The sequence below is a fragment of the Rosenbergiella metrosideri genome (genome assembly GCF_022602565.1).
GTDB lineage: Bacteria > Pseudomonadota > Gammaproteobacteria > Enterobacterales > Enterobacteriaceae > Rosenbergiella > Rosenbergiella metrosideri.
The window spans coordinates 43,092-59,368 of the sequence record NZ_JALBCV010000009.1; the positions used below are offsets into that span (position 1 = coordinate 43,092).

A 16,277-nucleotide genomic window follows, 5' to 3' on the forward strand; every position below is an offset into this window, starting at 1 on the left:
TCTACTATCAAGATAAAAAAAGCGCTGCCATGGCAGCGCTTTTTTAATGTCTCTCCACTTAGCTTAGTGGCCAAACATATCTTTTATCCAACCCGCAACACCATTACTTTGGCTGCCTTGTTGCTCTTGCTGTTGTTGCTGCTGCAACTGTTGCTGTTGCTGCTCGACTTGTTGCTGCTGCTGTTGGCACAGCGCGGTCGGATCAGCCGTCCAAACGGGTAGGCTACGCCAAGTGCTACTGCCAGTATTACAGACAAAGTTCCCCGCTGAATCGACAGGCATCATCGACACATCATCGGGAGGCGTCAACTGTAAAGGCGTTGGCGGCTGACTGGCCAGATAACGACGGTAAATTTGCATCGCACCACTCGCCCCATAGAGACGGGTCGATTGGTTATTATCGCGACCAATCCAAGTGATGGCGACTTCCTTACCATCGATCCCCGCAAACCAGCTGTCAACCAAGTTATTGGTCGTACCCGTCTTACCAGCCAGATGCATGCTGTTGTATTGGCTTCCTAATGCATGAGCGGTCCCGTGGTCCACCACTTGCTGCATCGAGTAAAGCGTCAGATAAGCAGCTTCTGGCGGCTCGACCTGCTGTGCTTGTGGGTAGCTCTGATACAGCACTTTATTGTCTTCAGAGATCACCGAACGTACCGCCGATAATGTCGCCCGATTACCGCCGCTAGCAATGGTTTGGAAGGCCTGTGCAACCTCGACCGGCGTCAAGTTCAGCGCGCCCAGTAACATTGCCGGAACCGGCGATAACTGGTCTTGGCTGACACCCAGCTTGGTCCAAGTATCCACCACATTTTTAAGCCCCAATGACATCCCCAGGTTAACGGTCGGCACGTTCATCGAATGGGTTAATGCATCGACGAGCATGACCTTACCACTAAACTGATGATCGTCATTCTCAGGACGCCACACTTGACCGTTCGGTTGTTTTAACGCCAACGGTTGGTCAGCAATCCAGCTATTCAAACGATACTGCTGTGGCTGGCTTAACGCGGTGAGGTAAGTCGCAGGCTTGGCTAAAGAACCAATAGAACGACGCGCCTGCATGGCACGGTTATACCCGGCAAACTGAGGATTAGCGCCGCCAACCATTGCACGAACTTCACCGCTGAAACGGTCGACCACTACCATTGCCGTTTCTAAATCGGCGAGGCGACGTTGTTTACGTAGGACTGGAATCCCTTCTTCGACCGCTTTTTCTGCCGCGTCTTGCGAAATCGGATCAAGCGTCGTAAAGATTTTCACCCCCGAGAGGTCCTGCATTTTATCGCCCAGCTTTTGCTGCAGTTCATTACGAACCATTTGCATAAACGCAGGCTGTGGAGTGATCACTCCGCCCTTAGGTTGAACCCCTAATGGCCGTGCAGAGAGCATATCGTAAAGTTCTTGGTTGATGACTTTTTGCTGTTGCAGCAGACGCAGCACTAAGTTACGACGCTCTAACGCTAATTTCGGGTTGCGCCAAGGGTTGTACAGCGAAGCCCCTTTTACCATACCGACTAATAGCGCTTGCTGATCGAGACTGAGTTCATCAACCGGACGACCGAAGTAGTATAAACTGGCGAGTGGGAAGCCACGAATCTGGTCATTACCCGCTTGGCCTAAATACACCTCATTAAGGTAGAGTTCCAAGATGCGATCTTTGCTATAGCGTGCGTCAACGATCACCGCCATATAGGCTTCGCGCACTTTACGCCACAGTGAACGCTGATTCGTTAAGAATAAGTTTTTAACCAATTGCTGGGTCAGGGTACTTCCCCCTTGCACAGCACGCCCCGCGGTAAGGTTTGCGACGAACGCCCGTCCAATAGAGTAGAGGCTAATTCCATCGTGCTCGTAGAAATGGCGGTCTTCTGTCGCGACTAAGGTATCGACAAGGAGAGCTGGGAATCCAGCACGAGGAACAAATAGACGTTGCTCACCATTAGGGGATTGCATCATGGTGATGAGGCGCGGGTCGAGACGGAAATAGCCAAAATCACGACCAGTATCGAGGTTTTTGATCTCGCTAAGCTCACCGTCTTCGAAATTCAGCTGAGTATGAATCTGGCCTTCTTTACCATCTGGAAAGTCGAAAGGTCGGCGGAGTAATTCAATACTGTTGCCTTTAACAGAGAATTCACCCGGACGAGTAATTTTCGTTACTTGACGGTATTGTGTTCCTTCAAGCAAGGCGATCATATCTTTACGATCGAACGGCATGCCGGGTTCAAGACTGACCATACGCCCATAAACCGTCGCTGGAAGGTCCCATACTCGCCCATCAATCCGATGGCGGATCTCAGAATCTAGGTAGACCCCCCATGCTGCAACGATAACAGCAACGACTAAGATGATTTTTAGTAGTAGACCTAGCCAACTTCTCTTATGGCTTTTTTGCGGGGTTTTTCCGCGCTTTTTAGTTGCAGGCAATGACGTATTCTCCTCATCATCATAGCTATCCGGATCGTCTTGATATTTCTTATTGCGTGGTGAAGCCGGGGGGCTTTTTCCCTTTGGCGTGGATTTTCCTTTACGCCCTATGGGTTCGCGATCATTCCCAGACATGGATTCTCTCTCCAGGCTTTGCCTCAATCGGCGACATACTTTATCTCTATTTTAGGTCCAAAAACACAGAACCGTCCGAAAGATTGGTTACTAAATTTCACGTGGACGACTTTCTGGTTTTCGTCGTCGGTAAGGTGTTGGCCGGATCGTCAGGCCACAGATGTTTAGGATAGCGCCCTTTCATCTCTTTTTGAACTTCACGCCAGCTGCCTTGCCAAAAACCCGCTAAGTCTTGCGTGATTTGGATCGGCCGCTGTGCCGGTGACAATAATTCTATCACTACATTTACCCGCCCACATGCGACGGTAAGCGGACGTTGCTGCCCATACATCTCTTGCACTTTTATCGAGAGTAAAGGCGCGCGTGGAGAAAGATAATCGATCGCAACTTTCCTACCCGTAGGGACCTCAATATGGCTGGGGACCTCGGTCTCTAGACACCGCCACTGCTCCCAGGATAACTGAGATTTTAAAGCCTGATAGAGATTAATGCGTGAAAAATTCCCAAATGAAGGCAAGCGAGTCAGTTCTGGTCCTAACCATCCCTCAAGATTATTCATCAGGTCGGTATCGGTTATTGCTGGCCAATCGCATTCAGGTAGCCACTGTTGCGCATAACTCAGCCGCTGTTTCAATTCGAGTGCAGGTTGATCCCAAGGTAAAACCGCCAAGCCCTTATCTTTTATCCAGGCTAAGTACGCCGCGATCAACTGTTCTGGATTGGGTTTGTCTCCTGGCCGCGAGCTAACAATAATCTCGCCTATGACCTCATGTTGCCAGACCTTAAATTGCGCCTGACTCTCATCCCACTCTAGCGCGTGCCGATGGGTAATTAACTGCGGTGCCTGATGTCGAATATCGTCTAGCGATAGGGGAAAAGCTAACTGAATATGGGCCTCGTGCCGATCAGCTGGCAACTGTAATTGTACCGCGAGCAGCCAATTATAACGGGTCAGAGGATGATCTAAGGTTAATGTCGCGCCGCGACCATCTGCGAGTTGATAGCGATGGGTCGTTCCTCGTCGGTAGGCAATACGGTCGGCAAACGCCGATAATAAAGGTGCGAGAGCATCATCGAGAGGGCTGAATGAAAATCTTTCCTCCAGCATCCGGCAGACTTGCCTAGCTCGGGTCATCCATACTGTACTTGGGGCGGAGAGATGGTCACGTAAGTCCCCCTCGCTGCGTCGTTCCGGTTGCTCGATGATGGCTGTTAACATTGCTGCAGTCGATACGCTATCGGTTCCCTTACTTGCGACCAGCATTGCCGCAAGGCGTGGCATAATCCCGAGTGCAGCCATTTTTCGTCCCTTCGCCGTTAACGTGCCACTTGCATCAATGGCACCAAATTGGCGAAGTTGTGCCTTGGCGTAGGCTAGCGCAGGTCGAGAGGGCTGGTCTAGCCACTGTAACGCAGAGATCTTTTGGCAGCCCCAAGCCAACACATTGAGTAACAGACCGGTTAAATCACTGCGTAAAATCTCAGGAGTCGCTTGTTCGGCCAAACGCTCAGCTTGCTCAGGCGCAATTAAATGCCAACATTTTCCTGGCATTAAGCGACCGGCTCGCCCAGCCCGTTGGGTTAATGACGACTGGCTGATAAACTGTGTTTTAAGTCGATGAGCACCCGCCCGTAAATCAAATAACGATATACGTTCTAATACCGAGTCGATAATTAAGCTTATGCCTTCAATCGTTAAGCTAGTCTCGGCTATATTGGTGGCGAAGACGACTTTTCGTTGCCCCGGGGCAGAGGGGCTGATCGCAAGTTCTTGTTGCGCAATGGGTAGCGCGCCGTATAAGGGCCTCAATTCCACCCCAACTGGGCATCGTGCCGTGACCTCATTTATTACTTGATGGATTTCACGTTCGCCCGGTAAGAAAACCAGCATATCACCCTGTTCTTGCCGCAGTACGTTAAGGATTTTATTCGCGAGATGTACGTAAAACAGCCCCTGAGACGGGAGCCCGTGATAGAAGCGTTCCACCGGATAATGTCGACCTTCCGAGGTGATGGTCGGTGCTTGGTCCAATACCTCCCCTAACCGACGATTGTCGAGAGTCGCCGACATAATTAAGAGTTTAAGATCCTCACGTAATCCTTGTTGAATATCTAACAGAAAGGCTAATGCTAGATCAGTGTGGACACTGCGCTCATGAAACTCATCGATGATCACCAGTGAGACATCGTCTAGCATGGGATCTTGCTGTAACCATCGAGTCAGTACCCCTTCGGTAACGACCTCAAGCCGTGTCGTTTTACCTATACATTGCTCCGCACGCATTCGGTAACCGACCGTCTCACCGGGAGCTTCCCCCAAATAGTGGGCAAGGCGAAGCGCCACATTTTTGGCGGCGAGCCGTCTTGGCTCTACCATAATAATTTTGCCGCTTAGTGTAAGGCGTTGCAGTAACTGTATAGGAAGCCAAGTCGATTTGCCGGCACCAGGGGGGGCCTGAAGAATAACTTGAGGTGAATGAGTGAGGGCTAGCACTAACTCATCCAGCACATCGTGAATCGGGAGGACGCTCAATCTTCGCTCCGTTTAGGGATTATGATACTATGGCCATTATAGCATTAATTGGTAGGTGATACTTGCCTCCTATCGTCTTAAGGAACTCTGTGGTTTCCCGAACAACTGCGACTGATAATTACTTTCTCGCCTTAACTCTTCCCAGTCACACCACTGAGCAACTGATTCAATGGCGCGCTACCGCTCTGCCAGCAGACACCGGCACCCCAGTTCCCCGAGAGCAACTCTACATGGTGCTGGCGTGGATGAACGCCCCGACGGTGTCACAACTGACTCAACTACAGTCTATGATTAGCGGGCTGCGTTCACCGTCGTTTACTTTTACCCTCAACGATGCTGGGTATTGGCCTCGTTCTGGACAGCTATGGGTAGGATGCCGCCCCGCGCCGCGTGAACTTTTACAGTTAGCCGATCTGTTACGCTCAAGAGCCGCCCGTGTAGGCTGCCCGCAACCGGCTTTTCCTTTTCATCCCCATGTCACGCTTCTCAGACAGGTACCCACCTCAATCCGTTTGCCGAAACGCGATTTCTCATGGCCTGTCACCTGCCAAGAGGTATCGTTAATAAGAAGCCGCTATCAGCGTGGCAGAATCATCCTTAACACCGAACAGTGCTATCCCCTGTTTGACAGAGAGCAAGATTAATGGAATTCACCCCCCCCCTAAAGCCCGCCACCTTAATTAAACGCTACAAACGCTTTCTCGCTGATGTCCGCCTCCCCAGCGGAGAAATTACCACTATCCACTGCGCAAATACTGGTGCAATGACTGGGTGTGCGACGCCAGGTGATACGATCTGGTACTCCACATCCACCTCAACTACGCGTAAATATCCTTATAGCTGGGAACTGACACAAACCGCCGACCAGCATTGGATCGGTATTAATACGCTACGCGCGAACCAACTCGTGGAAGAGCTCCTGCTTCGACAGGGCATTTCCGCACTCGCGCAGTTTACGCATTGGCAACGAGAAGTGGCGTTCGGCGATGAGAAGAGTCGAATTGACTTCGTTCTCACCGATGACAAGGCACAAAAATATTACCTTGAAGTGAAATCAGTCACATTATTACTCGATGGAAAAGGCTATTTTCCCGATACCATCACGCTACGTGGGCAAAAGCATCTTCGAGAATTGATGTCGATCGTAAAACAAGGCCATCGTGCGGGGCTATTGTTTGCCGTATTACATTCGGGGATTGATCAAGTGAGTGCGGCCGAACATCTCGATCCCACCTATGCGCAACTTTTACGTGAAGCGATAGCGGCAGGTGTCGAGGTCATTGTCTATCGTGCACAGATGAGTCGCCATCGACTGTTACTCGTGGACCCGATACCATTCGTTGAATAACAGGCTAAATGTTTTCTTTTAGGACTTTTTCCTCTTTAATTAGAAACATATTATCAATAACGCGAAACTCATCGTTATCAGCAATTGCCAACCCACAAGGTTTCTGATATTTATAGCGCCCTGTTTTTTTTCCCTTAATGGGAATCAGGAATCGATAGTGCGTGTTATCCAGGAGAAGCAACATGCAAGAAGGGCAAAACCGTAAAACATCGTCTCTAAGTATCCTCGCCATCGCTGGGGTGGCGCCGTATCAGGAGAAACCGGGCGAAGAGTATATGAACGAAGCCCAGCTGGAACACTTCAAGAAAATTCTTGTTGCTTGGCGCAATCAACTCAGGGATGAAGTAGACCGTACCGTTAGTCATATGCAAGACGAAGCGGCTAACTTTCCTGACCCGGCCGATCGCGCAACACAGGAAGAAGAGTTCAGTCTGGAACTGCGTAACCGAGATCGTGAACGTAAGTTAATCAAGAAAATAGAAAAAACGCTGAAAAAAGTTGAAGATGACGACTTCGGTTTTTGTGAAGCTTGTGGTGTAGAAATCGGCATTCGCCGTCTTGAAGCGCGTCCTACCGCCGATATGTGTATCGACTGTAAAACGCTAGCAGAAATTCGCGAAAAACAGATGGCAGGCTAACCCTACCGCTGATCGAGGATATACCTAATTGCACGGCCGCGGCGCCCTATTGCGAGTGGCTGTGCGATTACTTCTATTATGACGCACTCTACACCTATCATTGGACGCTTTGCGCCCTCCCCTTCAGGTGACCTCCACTTTGGTTCGTTAATGGCCGCACTCGGCAGCTATCTGGATGCCAAATCGCAAAACGGTCTGTGGCGCGTCCGCATCGAAGATATCGATCCCCCCAGAGAGATTGCAGGAGCCTCCCAACGTATCCTTCAACAACTCGAATACTATGGGTTAACCTGGGATGGTCCGGTCATTTGGCAGTCACAGCATCATGCTCGTTATCGAGAAATACTCGACTGGCTGATTACGCATCGGCGCAGTTACTTCTGTACCTGTAGCCGTAAAGCGATTCAGCAATCGGGGGGATACTATCTCGGTACCTGCCGTAATGCCCAGCACAGCGCAGAAGGTGCAGCACTACGCTTGTTCCAACACTCTCCCGTTACCCAGTTCACTGACCTGTTACGAGGAACCGTCCACTGCCATCCTCAGTTAGCGCAAGAGGATTTTATTATACATCGTCGAGATGGGTTATTTGCCTATAATCTTGCCGTGACGGTGGATGACCATGACCAAGGCATTACGCAAGTGGTACGGGGAGCGGACTTGATTGAGCCCACGGTGCGGCAAATTACGTTATTTCAGCAACTAGGATGGAATGCCCCCGATTACCTGCACCTACCGCTCGCATTGAATCAGGAAGGTAGTAAGCTTTCAAAACAAAATCATGCCCCCCCACTTCCACGGGAAGCGCCACAGCGAATGCTGATATTGGCCTTGGCAGCGCTAGGACAAGAGGTCGACGATACGTGGCATGATTTCAGCGTTGAGCAACTCATTCAGCAGGCAACACAACGGTGGCAGAGAGCAAAAATCCCAATTAATAGCACTTTCATTACTACAGATGTGTTATCAACATTCTAAAATGATTCACAACAGGCTATGATGAGCCTCTCATTTTAGAACCGTATCTACTTTTTATTGTTGAGGTGTACTATTTTTACCCGAGTCGCTAATTTTTGCCGAAAAATCCTTACGCGTGACGAGGAGAGCACCTCTGCAGAAAACGTCCCACCACCGATAACGATCATTCCACGCGATCAACATACTATCTCTCGCCGAGATATTAGTGATAATGCATTGAAGGTACTGCATCGTCTTAATAAGTCTGGCTTTGAGGCCTACTTGGTCGGTGGAGGGGTTCGTGACCTTCTTCTGGGTAAAAAACCTAAAGATTTTGATATTACGACTAACGCCACCCCAGAGCAGATGCGTAAATTATTCCGCAACTGCCGATTAGTTGGCCGACGTTTTCGCTTGGCACATGTTATGTTTGGCCCAGAAGTGATTGAGGTTGCCACCTTTCGCGGCCATCATGAACAAGAAGAAAGCGTTGATCGCAATACGTCACAACAGGGCCAAAACGGCATGCTGTTGCGCGACAATATTTTCGGCAGTATCGAAGACGATGCCCAACGCCGTGATTTAACCATTAACAGTCTCTATTACAGCGCTGCAGACTTCACCGTACGCGATTATGTTAACGGATTAAGCGACCTAGAACAGGGCGTTATTCGCCTCATTGGCCATCCTGAAACCCGTTATCGTGAAGACCCGGTGCGGATGCTACGTGTGATTCGCTTTAGTGCGAAACTCGGAATGACTATCGCTCCTGAGACCGCAGCGCCTATTAGCGAACTCGCCGGGCTGTTAAAAAATATTCCACCTGCGCGTCTCTTCGAAGAAACGTTGAAGTTGCTGCAATCTGGTTACGGTGAGCAGACCTACCCATTATTACGTAAATACCACCTTTTTGAGCCGCTCTTCCCGTTAGTCCATCAGTACTTCACTGAGGGGGGGGACAGCCCAATGGAGCGCATCCTAGTACAGGTGCTTAAAAATACCGATAACCGTATCCAAAACGATAGACGCGTCAATCCTGCGTTTCTGTTTGCGGTAATGTACTGGTATCCACTGCAAGAAAAAGCGCAGCAAATTGCTCAAGAGAGTGGCCTGCCTTTCTTTGAGGCCTTCTCTTTGGCGATGAACGATACGTTAGATGAAGCCTGCCGAGCGATAGCGATACCTAAACGTTTCACCACCATGATCCGTGATATTTGGACATTGCAACTGCGGATCTCTCGTCGTCACGGCAAACGCGCTTGGAAATTGATGGAACACCCTAAATTCCGCGCAGCCTATGACCTATTGGTTCTGCGTGCGGCAGTGGAATCCTCCGCAGAGCTTCAACGGTTGAGTGAGTGGTGGACCGAGTTCCAGACTAAGAATGCGAACGACCAAGCCGCGATGTTACAAGATTTAGGCAGCGATCCGGCCCAGCGACGCCGCTACAATAGACCGCGTAAGCGTGCACCGAAAAGTAACAACTCGCGTCGAAACGGCAGCTAATATGACGCGTGTCTATATTGCACTCGGTAGCAATTTACGGGACCCACTCGATCAGTGCCAGAGGGCGATTACCGCCCTCGCGGCCCTGCCTGAGACAACGCTTATCAATACCTCCTCTCTCTATCGGACGCCCCCTTACGGCCCACAAGATCAGCCCGACTTTTTGAATGCCGTGGTGGTGTTAGAGACGGCGTTATCACCCTTAGCGCTGCTGGACCATACCCAACGAATCGAATTGGAACAAGGACGGGAGCGCAAAGATGAACGTTGGGGGCCACGTACGCTCGACCTTGATCTGCTGCTGTTCGGCGAACAGTTCATGACGAGCGAGCGATTGGTACTGCCTCACTACGACATGCATAATCGTGCTTTTATGCTCGTCCCATTAGCCGAAGTGGCAGGCGACCTTCCCCTTGGTGACAAGGGCAGTGTAGCAAGCTGCTTGGCTTCGTTAGACACCTCAACCATCACTCTGTGGTAATGCCTAAAGTGGGATAGGGATTCCCGTCTAGTGGGAGTTACTGTAAACTCCGCGTCATGTTTATCCTTGACAAGAGTGTATAATGACACCTATCACCCTGAAAAATTTACGTCAGTGGAAACTTGAAGGTAAAAAATTCGCCTCACTCACGGCGTACGATTATAGCTTCGCGCGGCTGTTCGCTGAGCAAGATATCCCAGTATTACTGGTCGGCGACTCCTTAGGAATGACGATACAAGGCCATGACTCGACGGTTCCGGTAACTGTCGATGATATGGTTTACCACACGCGCCATGTGCGTCAAGGTGCACCAAACGTCTTACTGCTCACTGACTTACCTTTTATGAGCTACCCGACGCTTGAACAAGCGGGCCACAATGCCGCACGCGTAATGCAGGCCGGTGCGAATATGGTCAAGATCGAAGGCGGTGCGTGGTTGGCGGATACCATCCGTTATCTCACTGAGCGCGCAGTCCCCGTCTGCGGTCATATTGGATTAACCCCGCAATCGGTCAATATCTTCGGTGGTTATCAGGTTCAAGGTAAAACAGAAGCGCAAGCGGAACAGCTACTTAATGATGCACTCACCCTCGAAGCCGCCGGTATGCAACTGCTGGTGCTCGAGTGCGTCCCTATTTCTCTGGCAAAACGTATTACCGAGGCGCTATCAATTCCGGTCATTGGCATTGGTGCAGGGACGCATACCGATGGTCAAATTCTTGTCATGCAGGATGTTATCGGTATTACTTCAGGCTATGTGCCTAAATTTGCGAAAAACTTCTTAGCGGATACCGGCTCGATCGCGCTTGCCGTTGCGCAGTATCAACGCCATGTGCAAGAGGGTACTTTCCCTGAGTTGGCCCACAGTTTTAAAGGATAGAACGCTTTCCATGCAGACATTTCATGAAATCCCTACTTTACAACAGCAATTGCGCGATTTACGCCGCCAAGGTAAAACCATCGCGTTTGTGCCGACCATGGGAAATCTCCATCAGGGGCATATTACGCTGGTAGAGCGAGCGAAGCAGTTAGCTGATTATGTTGTGGTCTCGATTTTTGTTAACCCGATGCAGTTTGATCGGTCTGATGATTTAGCGCGCTATCCGCGCACCCTCGAACAAGATCAGCAATTACTCTCGGATAAGGCGGATCTGTTATTCGCCCCTGCGGCCAATACGCTCTACCCGACAGGACTCACTGAGCAATCCTTCGTTCATGTGCCTGGGCTTTCTGAGCTGCTGGAGGGGGCTAGCCGTCCCGGCCATTTTCGCGGTGTCAGTACGGTAGTCAGTAAATTATTTAATATCGTCCAGCCGGATGTGGCGTGTTTTGGCGAGAAAGATTTTCAACAATTGGCCATTATTCGCAAAATGGTGCTCGACCTTAATTACCCCATCACTATTATTGGCGTACCGACCGTTCGAACTGAAGATGGCCTTGCCCTCAGTTCACGCAATGGCTACCTCACCGCCGCTGAGCGTCTGCAAGCGGTTGAGTTAAGTCAGACGATGAAGTTGATGGCCGAGCGTTTACAACAAGGGGAGCAAGCGTATACCGCTATCGTCGATAGTGCTGTCGCGAGTCTAACGAAAATGGGCTGGCAGCCTGATGGTATTGCTATCTGTGATGCGCAGACCCTGATGCCGCTGACCGCACAAAGCCGTGAAGCCGTTATTCTTATGGCAGCATGGTTGGGGAAAGCCCGACTGATCGATAATCAGCAGGTAACACTCCCCTAGTGTGAGGGTTTTCCCTCTCACACTAGGGGGATCGGGTGGGAGGGGTTAGCTGCGTAACCCTTTACCCCGCTCGATTAACGCCCAGACAATCGCATAAAACACCGCTACGAATACCACAAGTATTGCTAACGTCAAAGGCACCGGTACATCTTGGATCCCCAGAAAACCGTAGCGAAAACCACTAATCATATAAACGATAGGGTTTAACTTGGATACCGCTTGCCAAAAAGGGGGCAGCAGCGAGAGAGAATAAAAGACGCCACCCAAATAGGTGAGAGGCGTCAAGACAAAAGTCGGGATCAGACTAATATCGTCAAAGCTACGGGCAAAGACAGCATTCAGTAGTCCAGCCAAAGAGAAGACAATAGCGGTCAGTAAAATGGTTAATGCCACCATTGGCCAATAGAAGACATGGAAAGGCACAAAGAGTAGCGAAATAGCCGTCACCAGTGCGCCGACACAAATCCCCCGCGCCACGCCCCCACCGATATAGCCGGCAATGATCACGTGTGTGGGAACCGGTGCGACAAGTAACTCTTCGATATTGTGTTGGAACTTGGCACTAAAGAAGGAGGATGCCACATTGGCATAAGAGTTAGTGATTACCGACATCATAATCAGTCCGGGAACGATAAATTGCATATAGGTAAAGCCATGCATATCACCAATTCGCGACCCAATTAAATTGCCGAAAATAATAAAGTAGAGCGTCATGGTAATAACAGGAGGGACTAAGGTCTGGATCCAAATCCGTCCGAATCGATGGATTTCCTTCGCCCATAGCCGCTTAAGTGCTACCCAATATAAGTGTGCCATTACTTCTCTTTCCCCGTATTACTGACTAAATCGACAAATAGCTCTTCTAAACGGTTTGCCTTATTTCGCATACTCAACACTTGAATATTTTGCGCTGAGAGTTGGCTAAAGACTTGGTTAATCCCCTGCTCTCGCAGCACTTCAACCTCTAAGGTTGTGCCATCGATCACCTCATACTGAAAGCCGTCTAATACCGCAGGGGCAGAATGAGGGGCCAGATCAAGAATAAAGGTTTCGGAAACCACTTTAGCGAGCAATGCCTTCATACTGGTATTTTCAACTAATTCACCACGTTGAATAATACCGATATTTCGACATAGCATCTCTGCTTCTTCCAGATAGTGCGTGGTCAGAATAATGGTGGTACCGGCCTCATTAAGCTGCTTCAAGAATCCCCACATTGAACGGCGTAATTCAATATCCACTCCGGCGGTCGGTTCATCGAGAATCAGTAGCTTAGGTTCATGCATTAAGGCACGTGCAATCATCAAGCGGCGCTTCATGCCACCGGATAGCATTCGTGATTTTTGGTGGCGCTTTTCCCATAAATCGAGCTGTCTTAGGTATTTCTCGGCTCTCACTAAGGCCAGTTTTTTCTCTACACCGTAATACCCTGCTTGGTTGGTCACTACCTGTAAGACGCTTTCGAAAGGGTTAAAATTAAACTCTTGCGGGACTAAACCAAGCTGGAGTTTGGCTCGTACTTTATCAGTGTCGAGGTCATGACCAAACACGCGCACGATTCCTGAGGATTTATTCACTAACGAACTAATAATCCCAATGGTCGTCGACTTCCCTGCCCCATTCGGGCCGAGTAGCGCGTAGAAATCCCCGGCTTCTACCGTTAAATCAATCCCTTTTAACGCTTGAACTTGGTTGCCATACGTTTTTGTTAGCCCGGAAATTTCCAGTGCATAATTCATATCAACTCCACGCCTGTTTATGACAGATGAGTATTTAAAAATAGTCCTCATTCGACCTTATGGTGAAGGAAGGGAATGAAGGGATCTGAACGACGGCTTTTAAGCAGTCTCCAAGAACAGCATTGGTCTTTACTATCGCAGCCAATACCCGTGCGTCCGCTCTTGGCTGAGACGTAAATCAACCTGACCACGACTCGATATAACCCTATCAATATCCTAATCAGACTTAAGCGTCGATTACCCTCAGTATTAGTGGCAGAGAACGCGAACGGTGCACAGAGAGGAATATCTTAAGGGATTTCGTGTCATCACAAGATGAAGTGAAAACTAATGTGCCACCGTCGTCGGGTAATCTCCTGACGAACAATGCTTGAACATGCCGAGGTCATCTGAGCCTCGTCCATTATAGAACAGGCCAGCAAGGCTGGCCTGAAACTTTGTGCTATTTCCCCATTACTCAGGGACAACACGTCCAACGTAAGGCAGATGACGATAACGTTGAGCATAATCGATTCCGTAACCGACGACAAACTCATCAGGGATTGAGAAACCGACGTATTCCACGGTCACGTCAACTTCACGACGCTCGGGTTTATCCAATAAAGTACAGATCGCCACGGAGGCAGGTTCACGCAATTGTAAGATTTCGCGAACTTTGCTTAAGGTATTACCTGAATCGATAATATCTTCCACGATCAAAATATCTTTACCGCGGATATCTTCATCTAAATCTTTCAGTATTTTCACATCTCGCGTTGAAGACATGCCATTTCCGTAACTTGAGGCAGTGATAAAATCAACTTCGTGAGAAACGTCAATCGCTCGACAAAGGTCCGCCATAAACATAAATGAACCGCGCAGCAAGCCGACTAACACCATCTCTCTACCACGATCTTGGTAAGCGGTGGTGATCTGTTGCCCTAATTCTGTAACACGGTTCTTTATTTCCTGCTCGGAAATCATCACTTCAACGGTATGTTTCATAATCTCTATCTCACTGAGAGTACTCAGTTTTCATTGTGCGGCCAAGCGTAAATATCCTGTAGGAATGGGACATCACCCCAGATATTTACAGCTTAAATTCAGGGGGTGCAGTATAACAGGGAATTTAATCGAGATAAAAACCCTGTGTGGTGCTTAAGGCAGCTTACTTACCGACAGTGAAACTCATCATCATACCGGTATCTTCGTGTTCTAATAGATGACAGTGAGCCATGTACGGGGCCTGTTTATCGGCTAGGTGGGGGAATGAGACCAGAACTTGACTCACTCCGCCCTCAACACGCACAGTGTCTTTCAAACCTTGGCGATGCGCCGCAACAGGCTGATCATTCTCACTCAGAATCCGGTACTGCGTACCGTGGATATGGAAAGGATGTAACATCATGTCACCTTCGCCACTAATTTCCCAAATCTCATGCTGACCCTGGGGGCTTTGCCAAGCAATATCGCCAATTTGGTAAGCTTTACCATTGATCTTATTCCCCTGATGGAAATCGTAGCCTTTTACTGCTTTCGACATACCTGGCATCGTTGACATGGCGTGGCCATGTTGTTGAGAGGCACTGTGGTTATTATCCGCCATATCCATAGAAGAATGCATCGGCATTCCCGCCATGGCTTGATGACCGTAGCGCTTCATCAATTGCTGCATCCCGAGGGTGTCCAGCTGTTTATCCATCGACAGCCCGATGTGACGACGGGTCAGCCCATCAGTACTGGGCAATGAAGGTAACGTGGCGAGATGATCGGGTAATTCTGCCGCGCCACCAATGCGTAGAGGAAGAATTTTTAATAGAGGTAAAGGTTGATCGAAAGGAGGAAGGGTCATCCCCATTTGCATGACAGGTAGCGTCACAAGGTCGAACGGCTTAGTATCGGTTAACTCTATCATCACCTCAAAACGCTCACCAGGTAACATCGCGAGTTGCTCAACCTTAACCGGCTCAGCCAATAACCCCCCATCACTGGCAATAACATAAAAGGGGCGGTCATGGCTAAGAGCCAAATTCATCGAGCGAGCATTACAACCATTGAGTAGTCGTAAACGCACCCAGCCGTTCGGTAATGCAACTTGCGGATATTGGCTGCCATTCGTCAACATCATGTCGCCAAACCACCCTACCGCAGCATGCATAATATCAAGCTGGTAATCGATATCTGTGCCCGTATCCGTCAATTTTTTGTCTTGAAATACTAAGGGAATGTCGTCAACGCCCCATTGCGAAGGAATGCGTAATGTTTTGATATGTTCATCTTCTATGACCAACATACCGGCAAGTCCTTTAGCCACCTGAAAACCCGAGGTCATATGCGGATGAGGGTGGTACCAGCAGGTTGCTGCAGGTTGGTCTGGCGTGAAGGTGACCTCTCGCTGTGCTCCCGCACGGATCACCTCTTGTGGCCCGCCATCAACCTCACCACCCACCACGAGTCCATGCCAGTGAACCGTTGTATCAACTGGAAGGTGATTATGCACACGGAGGGAAACGGGCTGGTTGCGTCGTAGTTTAATCGTCGGCCCTAAATAGCTTCCATTGTAACCCCAAGTCGACACCGAATGATTATTCCATGTGCTAGTACCAGCCATCGCGGTTAAATCGATACGCTGATGCAAGTCGGCTTCAACTAACGTCGGGGTGGAAAGAAGTGGTCGCTGTCCTAATAGGGCCTCTCGGCTCCATGCCGGCAGTGCACCTGCACCAAGCAATAAAGAACTAAGCTTAATAAAATCTCGACGTTGCATACGGATCCCCTCTAATAATTTA

General features: G+C 49.5%; 14 protein-coding genes. 8 read left to right on the forward strand and 6 right to left on the reverse strand.

Features of this window, described 5'->3' with window-relative positions:
• Positions 1–63 precede the first annotated feature (63 nt).
• A complete protein-coding gene (mrcB, locus tag MKR94_RS10300; RefSeq protein ID WP_241646823.1) occupies positions 64–2,568 on the reverse strand; it encodes a bifunctional glycosyl transferase/transpeptidase in 2,505 nt (834 codons plus the stop codon).
• 97 nt (positions 2,569–2,665) lie between these two features.
• Positions 2,666–5,101 carry an ATP-dependent helicase HrpB gene (gene hrpB / locus MKR94_RS10305; RefSeq protein WP_241646824.1) on the reverse strand — a complete coding sequence of 812 codons (2,436 nt, stop codon included), beginning with the start codon at positions 5,099–5,101 and terminating at the stop codon, positions 2,666–2,668.
• A gap of 89 nt (positions 5,102–5,190) precedes the next feature.
• Between hrpB and thpR the strand changes: the two genes are divergently transcribed.
• The 8 genes from thpR (at position 5,191) to panC (ending at position 11,770) form a co-directional block, all read left to right on the forward strand.
• A complete protein-coding gene (thpR, locus tag MKR94_RS10310; protein ID WP_241646825.1) occupies positions 5,191–5,745 on the forward strand; it encodes an RNA 2',3'-cyclic phosphodiesterase in 555 nt (184 codons plus the stop codon).
• Complete coding sequence (gene sfsA, locus MKR94_RS10315) at positions 5,745–6,449, forward strand: DNA/RNA nuclease SfsA (protein WP_241646826.1); 705 nt, start codon at positions 5,745–5,747, stop codon at positions 6,447–6,449. Before thpR ends, sfsA begins: the two co-directional genes overlap by 1 nt.
• Positions 6,450–6,631: 182 nt before the next feature.
• A complete protein-coding gene (gene dksA / locus MKR94_RS10320) occupies positions 6,632–7,087 on the forward strand; it encodes an RNA polymerase-binding protein DksA (protein ID WP_048911544.1) in 456 nt (151 codons plus the stop codon).
• A gap of 78 nt (positions 7,088–7,165) precedes the next feature.
• Entirely contained in the window at positions 7,166–8,065 is a 900-nt protein-coding gene (gene gluQRS, locus MKR94_RS10325) for a tRNA glutamyl-Q(34) synthetase GluQRS (protein WP_241646827.1), read from the forward strand.
• Positions 8,066–8,137: 72 nt separating this feature from the next.
• Entirely contained in the window at positions 8,138–9,550 is a 1,413-nt protein-coding gene (gene pcnB / locus MKR94_RS10330) for a polynucleotide adenylyltransferase PcnB (protein WP_241646888.1), read from the forward strand.
• Between the two features lies 1 nt (position 9,551).
• Positions 9,552–10,031, forward strand: a complete 480-nt coding sequence (gene folK, locus MKR94_RS10335; RefSeq protein ID WP_241646828.1) for a 2-amino-4-hydroxy-6-hydroxymethyldihydropteridine diphosphokinase — start codon at positions 9,552–9,554, stop codon at positions 10,029–10,031.
• An 82-nt stretch (positions 10,032–10,113) separates the two neighbouring features.
• Complete coding sequence (gene panB, locus MKR94_RS10340; RefSeq protein WP_241646829.1) at positions 10,114–10,911, forward strand: 3-methyl-2-oxobutanoate hydroxymethyltransferase; 798 nt, start codon at positions 10,114–10,116, stop codon at positions 10,909–10,911.
• Positions 10,912–10,921: 10 nt separating this feature from the next.
• Positions 10,922–11,770, forward strand: a complete 849-nt coding sequence (panC, locus tag MKR94_RS10345; protein ID WP_241646830.1) for a pantoate--beta-alanine ligase — start codon at positions 10,922–10,924, stop codon at positions 11,768–11,770.
• A gap of 45 nt (positions 11,771–11,815) precedes the next feature.
• On the opposite strand, the gene MKR94_RS10350 is transcribed toward panC, so the two are convergent.
• The 4 genes from MKR94_RS10350 to cueO all read right to left on the reverse strand — a co-directional run bounded on the left by MKR94_RS10350 (position 11,816) and on the right by cueO (position 16,255).
• Entirely contained in the window at positions 11,816–12,586 is a 771-nt protein-coding gene (locus MKR94_RS10350; RefSeq protein WP_241646831.1) for an ABC transporter permease, read from the reverse strand.
• Complete coding sequence (locus MKR94_RS10355; RefSeq protein ID WP_241646832.1) at positions 12,586–13,509, reverse strand: ABC transporter ATP-binding protein; 924 nt, start codon at positions 13,507–13,509, stop codon at positions 12,586–12,588. The genes MKR94_RS10350 and MKR94_RS10355 overlap by 1 nt, the downstream gene beginning before the upstream one ends.
• 453 nt (positions 13,510–13,962) lie before the next feature.
• A complete protein-coding gene (gene hpt, locus MKR94_RS10360) occupies positions 13,963–14,493 on the reverse strand; it encodes a hypoxanthine phosphoribosyltransferase (protein WP_241646833.1) in 531 nt (176 codons plus the stop codon).
• A 163-nt stretch (positions 14,494–14,656) separates the two neighbouring features.
• The gene (cueO, locus tag MKR94_RS10365; RefSeq protein ID WP_241646834.1) at positions 14,657–16,255 is read right to left on the reverse strand and encodes a multicopper oxidase CueO; all 1,599 of its coding nucleotides are present in this window, start codon (positions 16,253–16,255) and stop codon (positions 14,657–14,659) included.
• Positions 16,256–16,277 lie beyond the last annotated feature (22 nt).

Coding starts and splice junctions, on each gene's coding strand:
- mrcB (WP_241646823.1), bottom strand. CDS start 2,568: ATGTCTGGGAATGATCGCGAACCCATAGGGCGTAAAGGAAAATCCACG.
- sfsA (WP_241646826.1), top strand. CDS start 5,745: ATGGAATTCACCCCCCCCCTAAAGCCCGCCACCTTAATTAAACGCTAC.
- dksA (WP_048911544.1), top strand. CDS start 6,632: ATGCAAGAAGGGCAAAACCGTAAAACATCGTCTCTAAGTATCCTCGCC.
- gluQRS (WP_241646827.1), top strand. CDS start 7,166: ATGACGCACTCTACACCTATCATTGGACGCTTTGCGCCCTCCCCTTCA.
- folK (WP_241646828.1), top strand. CDS start 9,552: ATGACGCGTGTCTATATTGCACTCGGTAGCAATTTACGGGACCCACTC.
- panB (WP_241646829.1), top strand. CDS start 10,114: ATGACACCTATCACCCTGAAAAATTTACGTCAGTGGAAACTTGAAGGT.
- panC (WP_241646830.1), top strand. CDS start 10,922: ATGCAGACATTTCATGAAATCCCTACTTTACAACAGCAATTGCGCGAT.
- MKR94_RS10350 (WP_241646831.1), bottom strand. CDS start 12,586: ATGGCACACTTATATTGGGTAGCACTTAAGCGGCTATGGGCGAAGGAA.
- MKR94_RS10355 (WP_241646832.1), bottom strand. CDS start 13,509: ATGAATTATGCACTGGAAATTTCCGGGCTAACAAAAACGTATGGCAAC.
- hpt (WP_241646833.1), bottom strand. CDS start 14,493: ATGAAACATACCGTTGAAGTGATGATTTCCGAGCAGGAAATAAAGAAC.
- cueO (WP_241646834.1), bottom strand. CDS start 16,255: ATGCAACGTCGAGATTTTATTAAGCTTAGTTCTTTATTGCTTGGTGCA.